General features: G+C 66.8%; 15 protein-coding genes. 9 read left to right on the forward strand and 6 right to left on the reverse strand.

Annotated features, from left to right (window positions below):
- Positions 1-128: 128 nt before the first annotated feature.
- The 4 genes from HY058_00685 to HY058_00700 are packed head-to-tail and all read left to right on the forward strand — an operon-like array spanning position 129 to position 4,499.
- On the forward strand, positions 129-1,136 hold the full coding sequence (locus tag HY058_00685; GenBank protein ID MBI3495802.1) for a glycosyltransferase: 1,008 nt from the start codon (positions 129-131) through the stop codon (positions 1,134-1,136).
- Positions 1,137-1,150: 14 nt separating this feature from the next.
- Positions 1,151-1,552 carry a GtrA family protein gene (locus HY058_00690; GenBank protein ID MBI3495803.1) on the forward strand — a complete coding sequence of 134 codons (402 nt, stop codon included), beginning with the start codon at positions 1,151-1,153 and terminating at the stop codon, positions 1,550-1,552.
- Positions 1,549-3,414: a hypothetical protein gene (locus tag HY058_00695; protein ID MBI3495804.1), complete on the forward strand. Its 1,866-nt coding sequence runs from the start codon at positions 1,549-1,551 to the stop codon at positions 3,412-3,414. Before HY058_00690 ends, HY058_00695 begins: the two co-directional genes overlap by 4 nt.
- Positions 3,415-3,431: 17 nt before the next feature.
- Complete coding sequence (locus tag HY058_00700; protein MBI3495805.1) at positions 3,432-4,499, forward strand: acyltransferase; 1,068 nt, start codon at positions 3,432-3,434, stop codon at positions 4,497-4,499.
- Here the strand turns inward: HY058_00700 and HY058_00705 are convergent.
- Together HY058_00705 and HY058_00710 are read right to left on the reverse strand one after the other, a co-directional pair.
- Complete coding sequence (locus HY058_00705; protein MBI3495806.1) at positions 4,496-5,278, reverse strand: phosphatase PAP2 family protein; 783 nt, start codon at positions 5,276-5,278, stop codon at positions 4,496-4,498. The two genes, HY058_00700 and HY058_00705, sit on opposite strands and share 4 nt — an antisense overlap.
- On the reverse strand, positions 5,242-6,939 hold the full coding sequence (locus HY058_00710) for a glycosyltransferase family 39 protein (protein MBI3495807.1): 1,698 nt from the start codon (positions 6,937-6,939) through the stop codon (positions 5,242-5,244). Before HY058_00710 ends, HY058_00705 begins: the two co-directional genes overlap by 37 nt.
- A 190-nt stretch (positions 6,940-7,129) precedes the next feature.
- Between HY058_00710 and HY058_00715 the strand changes: the two genes are divergently transcribed.
- The 3 genes from HY058_00715 (at position 7,130) to HY058_00725 (ending at position 11,402) form a co-directional block, all read left to right on the forward strand.
- Positions 7,130-8,650, forward strand: coding sequence for a leucyl aminopeptidase (locus HY058_00715; GenBank protein MBI3495808.1), 1,521 nt, complete (start codon positions 7,130-7,132; stop codon positions 8,648-8,650).
- 41 nt (positions 8,651-8,691) lie between these two features.
- Positions 8,692-9,138 (forward strand): DNA polymerase III subunit chi, encoded by a 447-nt coding sequence (locus tag HY058_00720; GenBank protein ID MBI3495809.1) that lies wholly within the window; start codon positions 8,692-8,694, stop codon positions 9,136-9,138.
- A gap of 128 nt (positions 9,139-9,266) precedes the next feature.
- Positions 9,267-11,402: a HAMP domain-containing protein gene (locus tag HY058_00725; GenBank protein ID MBI3495810.1), complete on the forward strand. Its 2,136-nt coding sequence runs from the start codon at positions 9,267-9,269 to the stop codon at positions 11,400-11,402.
- A gap of 57 nt (positions 11,403-11,459) precedes the next feature.
- Here the strand turns inward: HY058_00725 and HY058_00730 are convergent, their stop codons facing one another.
- Positions 11,460-12,761, reverse strand: coding sequence for an NCS2 family permease (locus HY058_00730; GenBank protein MBI3495811.1), 1,302 nt, complete (start codon positions 12,759-12,761; stop codon positions 11,460-11,462).
- A 175-nt stretch (positions 12,762-12,936) separates the two neighbouring features.
- Here HY058_00730 and ndk point away from each other — a divergent pair, with 175 nt between their 5' ends.
- Entirely contained in the window at positions 12,937-13,359 is a 423-nt protein-coding gene (gene ndk / locus HY058_00735; GenBank protein MBI3495812.1) for a nucleoside-diphosphate kinase, read from the forward strand.
- A gap of 36 nt (positions 13,360-13,395) precedes the next feature.
- On the opposite strand, the gene HY058_00740 is transcribed toward ndk, so the two are convergent.
- On the reverse strand, positions 13,396-13,542 hold the full coding sequence (locus HY058_00740; protein ID MBI3495813.1) for an aa3-type cytochrome c oxidase subunit IV: 147 nt from the start codon (positions 13,540-13,542) through the stop codon (positions 13,396-13,398).
- Positions 13,543-13,582: 40 nt separating this feature from the next.
- Between HY058_00740 and HY058_00745 the strand changes: the two genes are divergently transcribed.
- The gene (locus HY058_00745) at positions 13,583-14,377 is read left to right on the forward strand and encodes a class I SAM-dependent methyltransferase (protein ID MBI3495814.1); all 795 of its coding nucleotides are present in this window, start codon (positions 13,583-13,585) and stop codon (positions 14,375-14,377) included.
- A 13-nt stretch (positions 14,378-14,390) separates the two neighbouring features.
- Here HY058_00745 and HY058_00750 read toward each other — a convergent pair whose 3' ends face one another.
- Positions 14,391-15,047, reverse strand: coding sequence for a phosphoribosylglycinamide formyltransferase (locus HY058_00750; protein MBI3495815.1), 657 nt, complete (start codon positions 15,045-15,047; stop codon positions 14,391-14,393).
- A complete protein-coding gene (locus HY058_00755) occupies positions 15,035-16,117 on the reverse strand; it encodes a phosphoribosylformylglycinamidine cyclo-ligase (protein MBI3495816.1) in 1,083 nt (360 codons plus the stop codon). The genes HY058_00750 and HY058_00755 overlap by 13 nt, the downstream gene beginning before the upstream one ends.
- Between the last annotated feature and the right edge of the window lie 20 nt (positions 16,118-16,137).

The raw sequence follows: 16,137 nt of genomic DNA on the forward strand, positions 1-16,137 counted from the left end.
CGCCGCGCTCGCGATGCGCGCCGCCGGCCCGACCCGATCGGCCAGGCGCCGCCGGCTTAGCATGGAAATGCGAAGAAATTCGACTTGTGAGCGTTCGTAGCCTCCTCCATGTTGAGCCGAGGCCGGCAATGAACGAATCATCTCCCTCGAATCGACCGCAGTCCCAGCCCCCACTCGCCGCGGGCGAGCACCCAGCCGCGGAGCGGCTTGCCCAGCGTCATCAAATCGCCGTGCTCATCCCATGTCGGGACGAGGCACGGACGATCGGCGCCGTCATCGCCGATTTTCGCAAGTCGCTGCCCGGCTCGGACATCTACGTCTACGACAACGGGTCCAGCGACGGCACCGCCGAGCACGCGCAGACCGCCGGCGCGTTGGTGCGCCACGAGCCTCTCCGCGGCAAGGGCAATGTCGTCCGCCGGATGTTTGCCGACGTGGAGGCGGAGGTCTATGTGCTCGTCGACGGCGACGACACTTACGATGCCGCCAGCGCGCCGGCGTTGATCCAGGCATTGCTGTCGGGGCCGCTCGACATGGTGAACGCCGCGCGCGTTCCTGTCGGCGTGGGCGCATACCGGCCTGGCCATCGCCTCGGCAACAGGGCGCTGACGCAGATCGTGGCCTGGGTGTTCGGCGACCGCTTCAGCGACATGCTATCGGGCTATCGCGTCATGTCGCGACGGTTCGTCAAGAGCTTCCCGGCTCTCTCCAGCGGCTTTGAGATCGAAACCGAGCTCACCGTGCATGCGCTCGAGCTCGGCATTTCAATCAGCGAGATGCCCGCACCCTATCGTGCCCGGCCGGAGGGATCGGCGAGCAAGCTGCGCACCGTCAGCGACGGCATCAGGATCTTGCGACTGATCGTCACCTTGGTGAAGGAGGAGCGGCCGTTCTCGTTCTTCGCGACGATCGCCGCCGGGCTCGCTTCCGTCTCGATCATCTTGGCATGGCCGGTCCTTCTAACCTATCTCGCGACCGGGCTCGTGCCTCGCCTGCCGACCGCCGTGCTCTCGACCGGGCTCATGCTGCTCGCCTCGCTCAGCCTTGCCTGCGGACTCATCCTCGACAGCACCGCACGAGCCCGCAAGGAGATGAAGCGCCTCAGCTACCTTGCCTTGCCCGCGCCGCATCCGTGATCCTTCCCGACCGAATGCAGCCGCCGCTCGTGCTCGTTCAGCTTTTCCGCTTCGCCGCGGTGGGCGCGGTCGGCTTCTTCGTCGACGCCGCGGTCTTGTATCTGCTGATCTACGGCGCCGGGCTCGGGCCGTTGCTGGCGCGGTTGCCTTCCTTCCTTGCCGCCTCGGCGGTCACCTGGATCGCCAATCGGACATGGACCTATGGCGGCGCGCATCCCGGCAGCATGGCAGCGCAGTGGGGGCGCTTCGTGCTGGTGAACGGCATCGGCGGCATCCTCAACTACGCCATCTACGCGCTGTGCTTGGCCGCTGAGCCGTTTCGCAGCCATCCCGTGCTCGCCGTGGCCGTCGGATCGTTGAGCGGCCTTGCCTGCAACTTCGCCGCCTCGCGGCGGTTCGTCTTCGGGCGGGGTTGACCGCATTGGGCGGGCAGTTCCTGCTGTTCTGGCCCGGATGGGACGGACTCCTCGGCGTCGCCGCGTCGGTTGCGGTGTTTCTCGGCTTTGCCGCGATCGGCTCGCGAGCCGGCAAGAGACGTTTCGCGGCCGCCGATGTCGTGGTCGGCTGGGGGGTCGGCGCGGGAGCGGTGACGCTTCTCGGCACGCTGAGCCATGGGCCGCTGACGCTCTGGGGTGGCGGATTGGCGGCCGTGGCGATCCTGGCGGCGGGCTGGCAGATCCGCCGCGGCGAGGCGATCGCCGGGGCCTGGCTGTGGCCCATCCTCGCGCTCATGCTGCCGCTCTTGCTGCTGGTGGCGGGCTCGGGCTTCACCAATTGGGATGATTTCACCCATTGGCTGCCGAATGCCGGCTATCTCTATCGCTTCGATGCCTTTCCCCGGGCCGATCTGCCGCCGAGCCCGTCGGTATCGCCGGCCTATCCCTACGGCCTCCCGCTCTGGAGCTTCTTCGTATCGGAGATTTCGGGGCGCTTCGTCGAGCGTGCAGGCGCGCTCGCCAATGTGCTGCTGCTCGGCGCCTTCGCCGCAATCTTGGCCGCCCTCATCGCCGAGCACGCCGGTATCGTGGAGACCCGCAGGACGCGCTGGGGTATCGCCGCCCTGGGACTTCTCGGCGCGAGCGCGCTCAATCCGGGGTTTGCTCCGAGCTTCGCCATCACCGCCTGGAGCGACAGCGCCACGTCGGTCGCGCTTGGCACGACCGGCGTGCTTGGCTGGCGGCTCTTGGAGCATTTGCGCGATCGCGACCGCGAGGCCGCGCGCATCCTCGCCTGGCAATTCGGCTTCGCTGCCACGGCGTTGGTCAACCTTCGTCAGGCGAACCCGGTGCTGCTGGTCCTTCTCATGATCGGCATCGGTCTCATCGTCCTGCGCGACCCGGAGCAGCGGCCGGCCCCATTCCTCAGGCTGCTGCCGATCATGCTGGGCCCACCCTTGTTGCTGACCCTCGCCTGGCGCCACTATGTCGCCGGCAACATTCCGGGTGGCGAGTTTCATTTCCTGCCGATCGCCGAATGGCGGCTGGCCGAGCTGCCCAAGATCCTGGACGGCGCCTTCCGGCAGAGCTATCCGAAGGCCTACTATTACGAGATGCTGGCCTTGAGCGCGCTCGGGCTGGCCGGCCTGTGGCGGCCGCATACCGCCTTCGCTCGGCTTGCGGCCCTCGTTGCCGTGGTCTTCCTCGGCTATGTCGGGTTTCTGCTATTCGCCTATGTGGCCGCAGCCTTTCCGGCGGTCGAAGCCGAGCGGGCCGCCTCCTTCTGGCGCTACAGCACCCATGCCGCACTTCTGGGAATGGCGGCGGCGGTCTACGGCCTCACGCAGCTCTGGAGCCGATGGCGGCGGCGGCGGGAATGGCCCACCGAGCCGGCAGGGATCGCGCTGGCGACGCTGGTTCCGCTCATGGTCCTGGTCTTTCCGTCCGCCTTGGTGCGCCCGGTCAGACCGGAAGAAGCCTTCATCCGCGGCATCGGCCATGAGCTCGCCGACTCGCTTCCCGCCGGAGCCAAGCTCGCCGTCATCCTGCCCGATGGGCTGGTCCATTACATGCTGAACTACGAGCTGATGCGGCTCGGGCGCGAGGATCGGGGGCTCAGCGCCTCGATGTATGTCGACGATTTCATGGGCGCGGAGATGCGGCAACGCCGGCTCATCGGCCTCGCCTCCGACGCCACGCTCCGCTACGCCTTCACCCTTGGCCGCTACCCTGAAGGTGTTCAGGCGCTGTCGGGCGATCTTGCCGCCAACGAGGCTGCCCTCTATGTGCGGGAGCCATCGGCCTGGCGGCTTGCCAGGCGCTGGCAGCGGCCGGCCCGCTAACCCCGGAAAGAGTTCCGATGCCCAGCGGCGACATCGCCCATCGCAACAATCTTGACCTGCTGCGACTGGTCTTCGCGATCACCGTCTTTCTGGTGCATGGATATGTGCTGTCGGGAAAACCCGAATTGAGCCTGCTCGGCACGGTGCTGTCGACGGACATCGCGGTGAAGTCATTTTTCGTCGTGAGCGGGTTGCTGATCTTCCGGAGCTACGAACGATCGAGCGGCCTCTTTTCCTATGCCGCGAAGCGAGCGCGGAGGATCTATCCCGCCTATGTCGCCTCGGTCCTGTTCTTTGCCGCGGTGCTCTACGCCGTCAGCGAGGCTTCGCCCGGCGCCTATTTCTCGGTGGCCTGGCTCAACTATGCGGCGTGGAACCTGGTGTTCCTCAACTTCCTCGATCCCCGGCTCCCGGGCGTGTTCGTCCACAATGCCTGGCAGGAGGTCAACGGCGCGCTATGGACGCTCAAAGTCGAAGTCATGTTCTACGCCGCGGTGCCGTTGATAATATTCATATTTCGACGTATAGGTGTGCTCGTCTCGATCGTGTTCCTCTATATCTCGTCCGTTGCCTACGCCTATGGGATGCTTCTTCTCTCAGGCCAATACGGGTCTCCGCTGCTCGCCACCTTGGCGCATCAACTTCCAGGGCAAATAAGTTACTTTGTTAGCGGCGCTTTTATTTATTATTACTTCGATATGTTAAAGAACATCATGCCGCAGGCGGCGATGGCGGCCATGGTTTTGCTCATCGTGGACAGCGTATCCGGCATTCATGTTTTTGAGCCCTTCGCCTTGGCAATCTTGATATCGACCGCCGCTTTTTACGTTTATTTGGGGAATTTCGGAAAATATGGAGATTTCTCTTTTGGTGTTTACATCATTCACTTTCCGATCTTGCAGGCTCTCGTGCAGCTCGGGCTCTTCGACTATTCGCCTTACGGCGCGCTCGCCTTGGCAGCGGGGTTGGTTGGAGGCGGCGCCTTTCTCCTGTGGCGTCTGGTGGAAGAGCCCTTCCTCGCCCGCGCGTCCCACTACATCGCGGCAACGGAGCCGGGCCGGGATGCTCCCAGAGCGGCCTCCTAAAGCGGGGCGGAGGATGACCGGATCGCCGAAGGAGATGGCGCCTCCGGCCGCAGCCGGTAGCCGCGGCGCGCTGCAGCCCAACCGAGTACGACGGCACCCAACGCGCCGAGATAGAGCCCGGCCAACGCGTCGCTGAGATAATGCTGGGTGATCACGACGCGGGATGCGGTCACGGCAAGGGCGAAGACGAGGTAGACCGGCCACGGCCGCGGCCACAGCACATACAGCGCCATCGCCAAGGCGCCGGCGGTGGTGGCGTGGCCGGAGGGAAACGACCAGAGATCGGCCGTGGTCGCCAACGGGTGAAAGCCGTGGAAATCTGCAGCGAACAGCAGTTTGGGCCGCGCCCGGCCGACGGCGATCTTGACGACATCGGCGGCAAGTCCGGTCCCGGCAACCGCTGCGAAGATATAGCCTGCCTGCAGCAATCTCTGCCGCCAGCGTTCGCGGATGGCCTCGTCCGTGCGGGTGCGGCGGATCCAGAGCGCGGCGAGTCCGACGACGCCGCTCGGAAACAGGTACCACCGCGCCTCGCCCAGGCGCGTGATCCACTGGAAGACCGGAACGACCGGGCCCGCATGCTCGCGCAGCAGCAGCGCCAGCGGCCGATCCAAGGCCAGCATGGCGGAGAGGATGATCGCGGCCGTGACCGCGGTCAGGGCGAGGAAGAGCCGGAATGCCCGTGCGTGCTCCGCTCCGTCCCTGAGCGCGACCGGCCAGAACCAGCGGAGCGACGCGGTCTCTAGGGCGCCTGACCGTAAAGTCTGAGGCTGATCCATTCCCCTCTGGAATAGTTGAAGCCCTCGAGGCTGTCGAGCACGCGGTAGGGCGTGCCGGCGGCATCGATGGCGCGCCGGAAGGCGCCATCCTCGCGGTCGCGGACCAGCGCCAGGTGGTCGTTCGCGGCGGCGAGATGCCGGGCGGCTGCCTCGGCGTCGAGGAACTTGAGGCGCGTGCCCACCAGAAACACGAGACTGGGCTCCGTGTAGCCGACACTGGCGATCGCGGCCGCACCCTCGGCCGAGCGGTTGTGGCGGGCAACGCTCTCTGCGGCGGCGCGGCTCACCCACAGCCCATCCAGCCGGGGAAGGACATGACCGAAGGTCCCGGCCAGGATCATGGCGGCACCGAGGAGCGCTATCGCCGAGGCCATCCGCCATCGCTTCCGGTACGCCAGGGTCGCGACCGCACCGGCGAGTGCGGTGGCAAGGAGAGCCAGTACGATTACGGCGGCGCCCACGGTGCTGTGGAGCAGCATCGCGAGACCGAGCGGGGCTGCGGCGATTGCCAGGGATATCACCAGCCACAGGGTGCCGATGGCCCGAGGCCAACGGTGCTCCAGCGGGGTCAAGGCACCGGCCGCCGCGCGCTGCACGAGATCTGCCGACAGCAACGCCAGCGCCGGATAGGTGGGCAGCACATAGCTCGGCAGCTTGGTCGGGACCAGCTCGAACATGACCCAGGCGGGAATGAGCCAGGCCAGGCAGAAGCGGACGGAAGGCTCGAGACGGCGCTGCCAGGCATGGATCAGTGCCGGCCAGGCGAAGAGCGAGGCCGGCCAGAACGCCAGCATCATCAAGACGAGGTAGTAGCCCGGCGGCGCGCCGTGGCCTTCCTGTCCCGAAACCAGCTTCGGCAAGAGATCGGTGGTCACGGCATCGGCAATGAACCCGCCATCGGTGGCGAAGCTGACGGCAATGAACCAGGGGGCCGCGATCGCGGCGGCGAGCGGCACGCCGATGATCGGCCGGAGCCGGCGCCAGAGGCCCCAGTCGCGATCCGTGACGGCGAGCGCCAGCAAGGTCAGGAGGCTGACCGCCGGTATCACCGGCCCCTTGATCAGGATCGCAACACCTTCGGCCGCCCAGAACATCAGAACCGGTCCGAGACGGCGCGGCGCTCCGCGGCGCGCTTCGAGATAGATCCGGCCGAGCGCTCCTTGCGAGGCGACGGCCGTCGCCAACAGGCACGCATCGGTATGCGCCTGCCTGGCGACGACCGCGAACAGCACCGAGGCGCCGAGAAAGCCGGTAGCCAGCAGAGCCGAGCGAGGCTCGAACAGGCGGCTGCCGGCGGTGTAGGTCAGCATGAGCGCCGCCAGCGCGCCCAGGAGCGAGGGTAGGCGATAAGGCCAGATCGCGGCCCCGGGAAAGAGGCCCGTGGCCCAGACCGAAGCCGCCTCCAGCCAATAGATTCCGACTGGCTTCTTGTGGCGGGGCTCCTCTTGAAAGCGGATGCGGACGAAATCGCCCGTTTCCAGCATCTGCTTGGCCGCCTGTGCATAGCGCGATTCATCGCGGTCGACCGGCGGCAGGCTGAGAATGCCCGGCGCCAGCGCCAGCCAGCCAAGCACGAGAATGACGAGATAGGGGAGCGGGCCCCGCGTGGAGCTGGGCAGGGGCAAGAGCGGCCTCGCGAGGGGTCGAGCGGGTTCGAGCATGCCCGAACCAGGGACACCCTGTTCGCAAGCCCGGCCGCTTCGCAAGCAGAAAAGCCCGGCCCCCCGCGCGGGTGCTTGGCCCGGGCAATCGGCGCCACTATCATTGACACCACCCACCGTTGCCCCTATCCCCAGATTCAACCGTCCATCAGCCCGTTTGCGGCAAGGCCGGAGCCCCCCGGAGGAAGCCATGCGCATCTCGTTCAGCAAACTAGAACTGCCCGTGAAGGGCGCTTTCGTCGTCGGCGCCTACGAGGGCAAGAAGCTCGCCGCCACCGCCCAGAAACTGGATCGCCGCACCCGCGGCGCACTGACGCGCGCCATGGCGGCGAGCCGGTTCACCGGCAAGGCGAAGCAGACGCTGTCGATCCTGGCGCCTTCGGGGGTGCGGTTGAACCGGATCGTCATCTTGGGCCTGGGCAAGGATCCAGGCAGCGCCAAAGGCAAGGACAATGCGGTCGATGAAGAGGCGGTGCTGGTTCGACTCGAGGCGCTGGGCGGGGCGCTCTACGCCGATCTGGCCCGTTCGGGCGAGAGCGACGTCACCGTCGCCCTCGATATCGAGGGCCCGGAAGCGGCGCATTGTGCCGTGCATGTCGCCTTCGGCGCTCGGCTCCGGTCCTATCGCTTCGACAAATACAAGACCAAGCAGAAGCCGGAGGATCGGCCCACGCTCGCGCGCCTCACCGTCCTCGTCGATGATTTCGCCACGGCGCGGAAGCTCTGGCCGACCCATGAGCGGTACGCGGAGTCCATCGAGTTCACCCGCGATCTCGTCTCCGAGCCCGGCAACATCATCTTTCCCAAGAGCCTGGCCGAGCAGTGCAAGAAGCTGGGCGAGGTGGGCGTCGCGGTCGAGGTGCTAGGCATCAAGGAGATGACCAAGCTCGGCATGGGGGCACTCCTCGGCGTCGGCCAAGGCAGCGCGCAGGAAAGCCAGCTCGTGGTCATGCAGTGGAAGGGTGCCGATGCGAAGACGAAGCCCATCGCCTTCGTCGGCAAGGGTGTCACCTTCGACACCGGCGGCATCTCGATCAAGCCAGCCCAGAACATGGAAGACATGAAGTGGGACATGGGTGGGTCCGGCACCGTGATCGGCCTCATGCGCCAGCTGGCCCAGCGCAAGGCGCGGGTCAATGCCGTCGGCATCGTCGGCCTGGTCGAGAACATGCCGTCCGCCACGGCGCAGCGGCCTGGCGACATCGTCAAGACCATGTCCGGGCAGACCGTGGAGGTGATCAACACCGACGCCGAGGGGCGTCTGGTTCTGGCCGACGCGCTTTGGTACTGCCAGGATCGCTTCAAGCCGCAATTCATGATCGACCTCGCCACGCTGACCGGTGCCATCATCATTTCGCTCGGCCATGAGCATGCCGGCCTGTTCTCCAACGACGACGAGCTGGCCGACCGGCTCATCGCGTCGGGCAAGGCGACGGGCGAGACCGTGTGGCGCATGCCCTTGGGCGAGGCCTACGACAAGGCGATCGACTCCGATGCGGCCGACATGAAGAACGTCGGCAACCGCGCCGGCGGCAGCATCACCGCGGCGCAGTTCATCCAGCGCTTCGTCAACAAGCTCCCCTGGGCGCATCTCGACATCGCCGGCATGGCCTGGTCGTCCAAGGACAAGCCCACGGTGCCGAAGGGGGCGACCGCGTTCGGGGTGCGTCTCCTGGATCGGCTGGTGGCGAAGTACTACGAGGCGAGCTGAACGCCGGCGGCGGCCGAGGCGCCGGCTGCAAGCTCGGAGCCATGACCGAGGTCAGCTTCTACCACCTGACCACCCGGCCCTTGGAATGGGCGCTGCCGCGTCTCTTGGAGAAGGTGGTGGCGACGGGCAAGCGGGCGGTCGTCATGGCGGGCTCGGAGGAACGGGTCGAGGCGCTCAACGCGCAGCTCTGGACCTATGACCCGGCCTCGTTCCTTCCCCATGGCAGTGTGCGCGACGGCACACCCGAAGAGCAGCCGATCTGGCTCACCCGGGCGGAAGAAAACCCGAACGGTGCCTCGATCCTGGTGCTGACCGACGGCGTGGCCTCGCCCGGGATCGGCGGCTTCGAGCGCTGCCTCGACCTCTTCGATGGAAACGATGCCGGCCAGCTCGCCGCCGCCCGCGAGCGCTGGGCCGTCGCCAAGGCGGCGGGCCATGCCGTCACCTATTGGCGGCAAACCGCCGCCGGCGGCTGGGAAAAGGGTTAACGGGACTAAACCAAAGTAAATAAAGGCTTACTAGCTCGGCCTCATACTTTCGACGGATGGTTCGGATGGTGCGGCCGCGGTTCTAATGCCGCCGGAGAGGAACCTCTTTCCCCGGAGACCGTATTGCCATGAGCACTATCAAGCTTGCGTCCGTGTCGACCAGCACGGGCCTCCTCGGCCGGCTATCGGCCAATGCCCTGTTGAAATCCACCATCGCCGTCATGGCGGCGGTGATCGTCGCGATGCTGGCGGCGAATACCTGGAGCTCCTGGCAGAGACTGACGGCGGCGGGGCGCATCCTCGCGGTAGCCGACGCTTCCGGCTACGCCTTCGTCGCGATGCATCGGATGCGCACCGACCGCTCCTCGACCTTCCGATCGATCAACTCGGATGAGCTGCTCGACAAGGACATGCAATCCTATATCCGCACCGCCCGCGAGGCCGAGATGCCGGCCGCCAGGGCGGTCGCCGAGCTGGCGGCTTCGCTCGACTTCACCGACCGGGCAACCTTGGTGCCCGAGCTGCAGCGCACGATCACCGCTCTGGATGCCCTGCAGAAGGAGTCCTGGGACGCCTTCACCAAGCCGAAGTCGGCGCGCCGCTTGGCCATGGCCAAGGAGTACATGGACGAGGGGACGAAGTTTCTGGAGATACTCGACAAGCTCTCCCAGCGGCTGTTCGCCTCGATCAAGAACAGCGACGCTCTCGTCGACCAGATGATGGAGATGAAGCAGCTGGCATGGCAGGTCCGCAATGCCGGCGGCGAGGCCTCGCTCATCATCTCGAATGGCCTCGTCAGCGGACGCCTTTCTCCTGAGGCCCAGCTGAAATACACCAGCTGGGTCGGCGCCTCCGAGGCCGCCTGGGCCGCACTCGAGGACATGGCGTTCGGCCGGGTGCTGCCGGCGCGGCTCGTGGACGCGATGGCCACCGCCAAGAAGGACTATTTCGGCCAGGACTATATTGCGACCCGCGATCGGATGCTGAACGCGCTGCTAAACGGCGAAAAGACCGAGTACACCGTCAACCAGTGGGCGCCGGTGACGGTCCCCCGGCTCACCACTCTGCAGACGGTGGCCGAAGGCGCCCTCGACGCCGCGAAGAACCACGCCCAAGGGCAGCGGTCGGCGGCCGAGCGCGACCTCGTCCTGCAGCTGACACTCCTCATCGGCGCGCTCGGCTTCGCGCTTGGCAGCATGATGGCGGTCAGCCGGCGCGTCATCGGTCCCTTGTCCCGCATCCGCGATGCCATGCTGAAAGTCGCCAGCGGCGATCTGGAGGCGGACGCCTCGTTCCCGGGTCGCCAGGACGAGATCGGTCAGCTCGCCGACGCCTTGGGCACCTTCAAGCAGAATGCGGTCGAGAAGGCCCGCATCGAGACCGAGCAGCGCGAGCGGCATGCCCAGGCGGCGTCGCGTCAGCAGTCCGTGGACGCCGCCATCGTCGCCTTCGAAGGCCAGATGCGCGAGGCGCTCGACGCCTTGGGCGGCGCTTCGGGCGAGATGCGCAAGACCTCGGACGGGCTCTCCAGCACCTCCGATCAGACCAATCGTCAGGTCAAGACCGCGGCGGCCGCAGCCGAGGAAGCTTCGAACAACGTGCAGACCGTGGCCGCGGCCTCCGAGGAGCTGAGTGCCTCCATCGCCGACATCGGCCAGCAGGTCTCGCGCGCGGCCAGCATCGCCAGCCGCGCGGTCGGCGAGGCGAAGCAGACGGACTCGACCGTGCAGGGGTTGACGGAGACCGCCGGCCGCATCGGCGAGGTGGTGAAGCTGATCAACGACATCGCCGGACAGACCAATCTGCTAGCGCTGAATGCGACCATCGAGGCGGCGCGTGCCGGCGAGGCAGGCAAGGGCTTCGCCGTGGTCGCGGCGGAAGTGAAGTCGCTCGCCAACCAGACCGCGAAGGCGACGGAGGACATCTCGGCGCAGATCACCGCCGTGCAGAACGTGACCAAGGAGACGGCGGAGTCGATCAAGCGGATCGGCAGCACCATCGGCGAGGTCAGCACCGTCGCCACCTCGATCGCCTCGGCGGTGGAGCAGCAGGGTGCGGCCACCCAGGAGATCGCCCGCAACATCCAGCAGGCCTCGCGCCGCACGAGCGATGTGTCGGAGAACGTCGCGGGCGTGACCGCCGGCGCCGATGCCACCGGCACCGCGGCGCATGGAGTGAAGTCGGCGGCCGAGGCCCTGGGTCAGCAGGCCGAGCGCCTCAGGAGCCAGGTCAGCGACTTCCTCGGCAAGATCCGCGCCGCCTGAGCCAGGGTCCTGGGAGGGGGCCCCTCGCCCCCTCCCAGAGCCGCTGGCGGTTAGCCGCTACCCGGCACCGCCGAGCCAGACGAACTTCACGACGAACAAGACCGCCAGGATGGCGATCGCCGGCTTGATGTCGCCCAATCTGCCGGCCAGCAGCTTGATCGCCACATAGCTGATGAAGCCGAAGGCGATGCCATGGGCGATCGAGAAGGAGAGCGGCATGGTGATCACCGTCACCATCGCCGGCACGTACTCGGTCACATCCTCCCAATCGAGATCGCGCAGGCTCGCCGACATCATGCAGGCGACGAAGAGCAGCGCCGGTGCGGTGGCGAAGGCCGGGATCGAGCCGGCCAACGGCGCTATGAACAGGCTGGCGAGGAACAGCACCGCCACCACCAGCGCGGTCAATCCGGTACGCCCGCCCGCTTTCACCCCGGCCGCGCTCTCGATGTAGCTGGTGGTCGTCGAGGTGCCGAGCAACGCGCCGGCCATGGCTGCGCCGCTGTCGCAGAGGAGCGCGCGGCCTATGCGCGGCAGCCGTCCGTCCTTGTCGAGCAGGCCCGCCCGCTGGGCGACGCCGATCAAGGTCCCGGTGTTGTCGAAGAGATCGACGAACAGGAATACGAACACGATGGAGACCAGTCCCAGATTGAGGGCGCCGGCAATGTCCATCTTGAACAGCGTGGGAGCGATGCTGGGCGGGATTGATACGATCCCACCCCAGGGTGTGAGCCCCAGCACCATGGCAACCGCGCTGACCGCGAGGATGGCGATGATGATCGCCCCGGGCACGCCCCGGTGGTCGAGCGCGATCATCAGCACAAACCCCAGAACGGCAAGCAGCACCTTGGACGAGTCGAGCGGAGCCAAGGTGACCAGGGTCACCGGATGGGCGGTGATGATGCCGGCATTCTCCAAGGCGATGATGCCGAGGAAGAGCCCGATGCCGGCGGAGATCGCCAGCTTGAGCGAGCGGGGAATGCTGTCGATGATCCATTCGCGGATGGGCGTGGCGCTGATGATGAAGAACAGCACGCCCGACAGGAACACCGCGCCCAGTGCTATTTCCCAACTGTGGCCCATGCCCTTGACCACGCCATAGGTGAAGTAGGCGTTGAGGCCCATGCCGGGCGCCAGAGCGATGGGGTAGTTGGCGATGAAAGCCATGGCCGCCGAGCCGATGGCTGCGGCAAGGCAGGTGGCGACGAACACGGCACCTCGGTCCATGCCCGCATCGGCCAGGATCAGCGGGTTGACGAAGATGATGTAGGCCATGGTGAGGAAGGTGGTCATCCCCGCCACCACTTCGGTGCGCGTATCGGTTCGATTGGCTTTCAGGTCAAACAGCTGCTCCAGCATGCTCCCCTCCACACCTTCCGGCGCATGGGCCCATGCGCCTCTTCTGCGACTCTAGGGTCGGGGGCGGGGAGGTCAATGATTCGCTGGCAAAGCGGCTGCCGAGGCCCGATGTTGCGCCGCGGGATTGACGCCGCTATAACCCCGCGACCTTGACCGCCGCCGCCCGAGCGATTCCATGGCCGTAGAACGCACGCTTTCGATCATCAAACCCGACGCAACCAAGCGCAACCTCACGGGCAAGGTCAACGCCGTGATTGAGGCGGCGGGGCTCCGCATCCTGGCGCAGAAGCGGCTTCGGCTCAGCCGCGCCGAGGCCGAGTCGTTCTATGCGGTGCACAAGGCGCGGCCGTTTTTCGCCGACCTCTGCAGCTTCATGATCTCGGGGCCCGTGGTGGCCCAGGTGCTGGAAGGCGAGGGCGCGGTGCAGAAATACCGCGACGTGATGGGGGCGACCGACCCGAAGAAGGCGGCGGACGGCACCATCCGCAAGCTTTATGCCGAATCGATCGAGGCCAACTCGGTGCACGGTTCGGACTCGCTCGCCAACGCCGCGAACGAGATTGCGTTCTTCTTTTCGGCTATCGAGATCGTCGGCTAGCCTCAAGGCCGGCCGATCTCGCCCGCGACGGGCGCCTCAGACAACGAAGATCGCGAGCAGGACGAGCACCAGGATGACGAAACCTGCAATATAGGTGCTGCCTTTTACGAAGGCATGCCAGGTCTCTACGTGACGTTTGACTTCAGCATCCATGGCGACGGTTCCCCGGGGTGGCTTCGCCATCCTATAACCCATCCGCAGCCACGAAGAAAAGGGTCGAGCGATGGCCGATAGGGCGAACGATCCCGGCCTGTTCGAGGGGACGGCCGAGTACTACGCCCGCTTCCGCGGCAGCTACCCCTCCGCCTTCATTAACCTGGTCGCTCATTGCTGCCGGCTGGATCGCAACGGCCGTTTGCTCGATCTCGGCTGCGGCCCCGGCCTGCTTGCCATCCCCTTCGCGCGCTGGGCCAGGGAGGTGGTCGGGCTCGATCCGGAGCCGGAAATGCTGAGTGCCGCCGCCGCATCGGCGAAGGAAGCGGAGGTCTTCAACATCCGCTTCGTGCGCGGCAGCTCCCGCGAGCTGGGGCCGCATCTAGGCCACTTCCGCCTGGTCACGATCGGGCGGGCCTTCCATTGGATGGACCGGGCGGCGACCCTGGCTTCCCTGCACGATCTCGTGATCCCGGGCGGCGCCGTCGCCATCATCGGCGAGGAGCGGGACCAGGATCCAAAATCCTGGCGCTCCATCATTCGCGAGGTGACGGATCGTCGCGGTGATCCGAAGAATGAGGGAACGCTGGAGCACGAGCGGCCGGGCTATGTCAGCCACGATCAGATTCTGGCGCGGTCCGCTTTCCGCGGCCCTGACTATCTCAGGTGGCCGTCGGCCCGGAGCTGGACCGTCGAAGAGATCATCGGCTATATCCGCTCGACTTCCACGGGTGCGCTTCGAAAGCGCGCCGGTACGACCGAAGCGTTCGAGGCCGAGGCGCGCCGGGCGCTCGCCGAAGCGGAGCCGTCCGGCCGGTTCATCGAGCGCTACCGCTTCAGCGCCAAGATCGGCTGGCGCGACTAGCTTCGCCTGACGCTCAGGCGTCGAGCCCGGGATTGACGAGCGCCGCCGCCGGCGTCACGGCGCCTTCGACGCTGACCCGGTCGCCCTCGATGCGCACCCGACCTTCCGCAAACATGCGCAGGGCCAGGGGATAGATCCTGTGCTCCTCGGCGAGCACGCGGGCGGACAGAGACTCCGGCGTGTCGTCGCCACGCACCGGGACCACGGCCTGGACCACGATCGGTCCGGCGTCCATCTCATGGCGCACGACATGCACGGTGCACCCGGTGAAGCGGCAGCCCGATTCCAGCACGCGCTCGTGCACGTGCAGGCCTTTGAAGGCCGGAAGCAGGGCCGGGTGGATGTTGATCATGCGGTCGCGCCAGAGCTCGACGAACGCCGCCGTGAATAGCCGCATGAATCCGGCGAGGCAAACCAGCTCCGTCCCGGCATCCTGAAGCCGCCGATTGATCTCGGCATCGAATGACGCGCGGTCGGAATAGTTCCGATGCGGAACGACGAGGCTCGGGATGCCGGCCTCATCCGCGCGGGCGAGGCCGCCGGCCTCGGGGCGATTGGAGATCACCAGCACGATCTCCGCCGGGGCTTTGGGCCCGGCACAGGCATCGATGAGCGCCTGAAGGTTGCTGCCGCTGCCAGAGATCAGCACGGCCACCTTCAGCCGTCCCATGCCGCCTCCAGATTCTTGAAGACGACCGGCGGCGCTCCGGCCGGGCGCGGGGCGAGCGTGCCGATCTTGAGCACCGTCTCGCCGGCGGCCGCGAGGACTGTCGCCGCCGCCTCGGCTTCGGTTGCCGCCACGATCAGCACCATGCCGATGCCGCAGTTGAAGGTGCGCGCCATCTCTCTGGGCTCGATCCCGCCTGTGCGCTGCAGCCAGCGGAACACCGGCGGGATTTGCCAGGCGGCGAAATCCAGGTGCAGGCCGAGCGCATCGGGATAGCTGCGCGGCGGATTCTCGATCAAGCCGCCACCGGTGATGTGGGCGAGACCCTTGATCGCACCCTTGCCGGCTCGGATCGCCGCCAGGCACGGCTTGACGTAGATCCGCGTCGGCGCCAGCAAGGCACGAGCGAGAGTCTCACCGGCGGCGAACGGCGCCGGGGCGTCATAGGCGAAATCCGATGCCTCCACGACGCGGCGCACCAGCGAGAAGCCGTTCGAATGCAATCCCGAGGAGGCAAGGCCGAGCACGATGTCGCCGGCTTCGGCTTTGCTGCCATCGATCACCTGGTCGCGCTCGACCGCGCCCACGGAGAAGCCGGCGAGGTCGAAGTCCTTGGCGGCGTAGAGGCCGGGCATCTCCGCGGTCTCGCCGCCGATGAGCGCGCAGCCGGCCTGGCGGCAGCCTTCGGCGATGCCGGCGATGACCGCGCGCGCGGCCGGCACCTCGAGCCGCCCGGTGGCGAAGTAGTCGAGAAAGATCAGGGGCTCGGCCCCCTGCACCACGAGGTCGTTGACGCACATCGCCACCAGGTCGATCCCGACCGTGTCCAGGATCCCGGTGTCGATGGCAATCTTGAGCTTGGTGCCGACGCCGTCGGTCGACGCAATGAGGATGGGATCCTTGTAGCCGGCCGCGCGCGGATCGAACGCGGCTCCGAACCCGCCGATCTCGCCATCGGCGCCGGGGCGCTTGGTCGAGCGGGTCAAGGGCTTGATCGCCTGAACCAGCGCCTCGCCGGCGTCGATGTCGACACCGGCCTTCCGGTAGTCGAGGCTGTTGCGACCGCGGGTTATGGCATCCTCGTGGGGGCTGG

The sequence above is a fragment of the Pseudomonadota bacterium genome (assembly GCA_016195085.1).
Classification (GTDB): Bacteria; Pseudomonadota; Alphaproteobacteria; order SHVZ01; family SHVZ01; genus JACQAG01.